Annotated in this window: 2 protein-coding genes; both read left to right on the top strand. The window is 71.9% G+C overall.

Translation table 11 applies throughout. The features are described 5' to 3' along the window. A partial coding sequence (locus AC07RN_RS21350; RefSeq protein ID WP_478337276.1) for a sigma factor-like helix-turn-helix DNA-binding protein occupies positions 1-274 on the top strand: 274 nt, incomplete at its 5' end. Between the two features lie 13 nt (positions 275-287). Continuing rightward, positions 288-427: anti-sigma factor family protein (locus AC07RN_RS21345; protein ID WP_478337277.1), on the top strand; the 140-nt coding region annotated here is incomplete at its 3' end.

The following is a 427-nucleotide window of genomic DNA, read 5'->3' as shown; positions in this document are numbered from 1 at the left end:
GCCCCGGCTCGCGGACGCCGAGCCGCCGGACGTCCCCGTCGAGGAGCGCCCCCTCGAGCAGCTGCTGGTGGGGCTGGAGGTCGAGGAGGCGCTCCGTCGGCTGTCCGAACAGCACCGCGTCGTGCTCGTCGAGGTGCACCTGCGCGACCGGCCCGCCACCGAAGTGGCTGCGCAACTCGGAATCCCGGTGGGGACGGTCCGCAGTCGCGTGTACTACGGGCTCAAGGCGCTCAAGCTCGTACTGGAGGAGATGGGGTGGCACGGTGACCAGTGATCGCTGCCGGCAGATGCACACCTGGCTGGGGATGTACGCGCTCGGGCGCCTCGACGAACCGGAGGCCGTCGCGCTGCAGGCCCACCTGGACGGCTGCCCGGACTGCAGGGCCGAGCTGAGCGAGTTGACGCCGGTGGCGTCGCTCCTGTCGCA

The organism is Lelliottia sp. GFLA7 (assembly GCF_056490165.1).
Note: the sequence above shows the minus strand (reverse complement) of the source record. Positions and strands in the feature narration are given on the sequence as shown.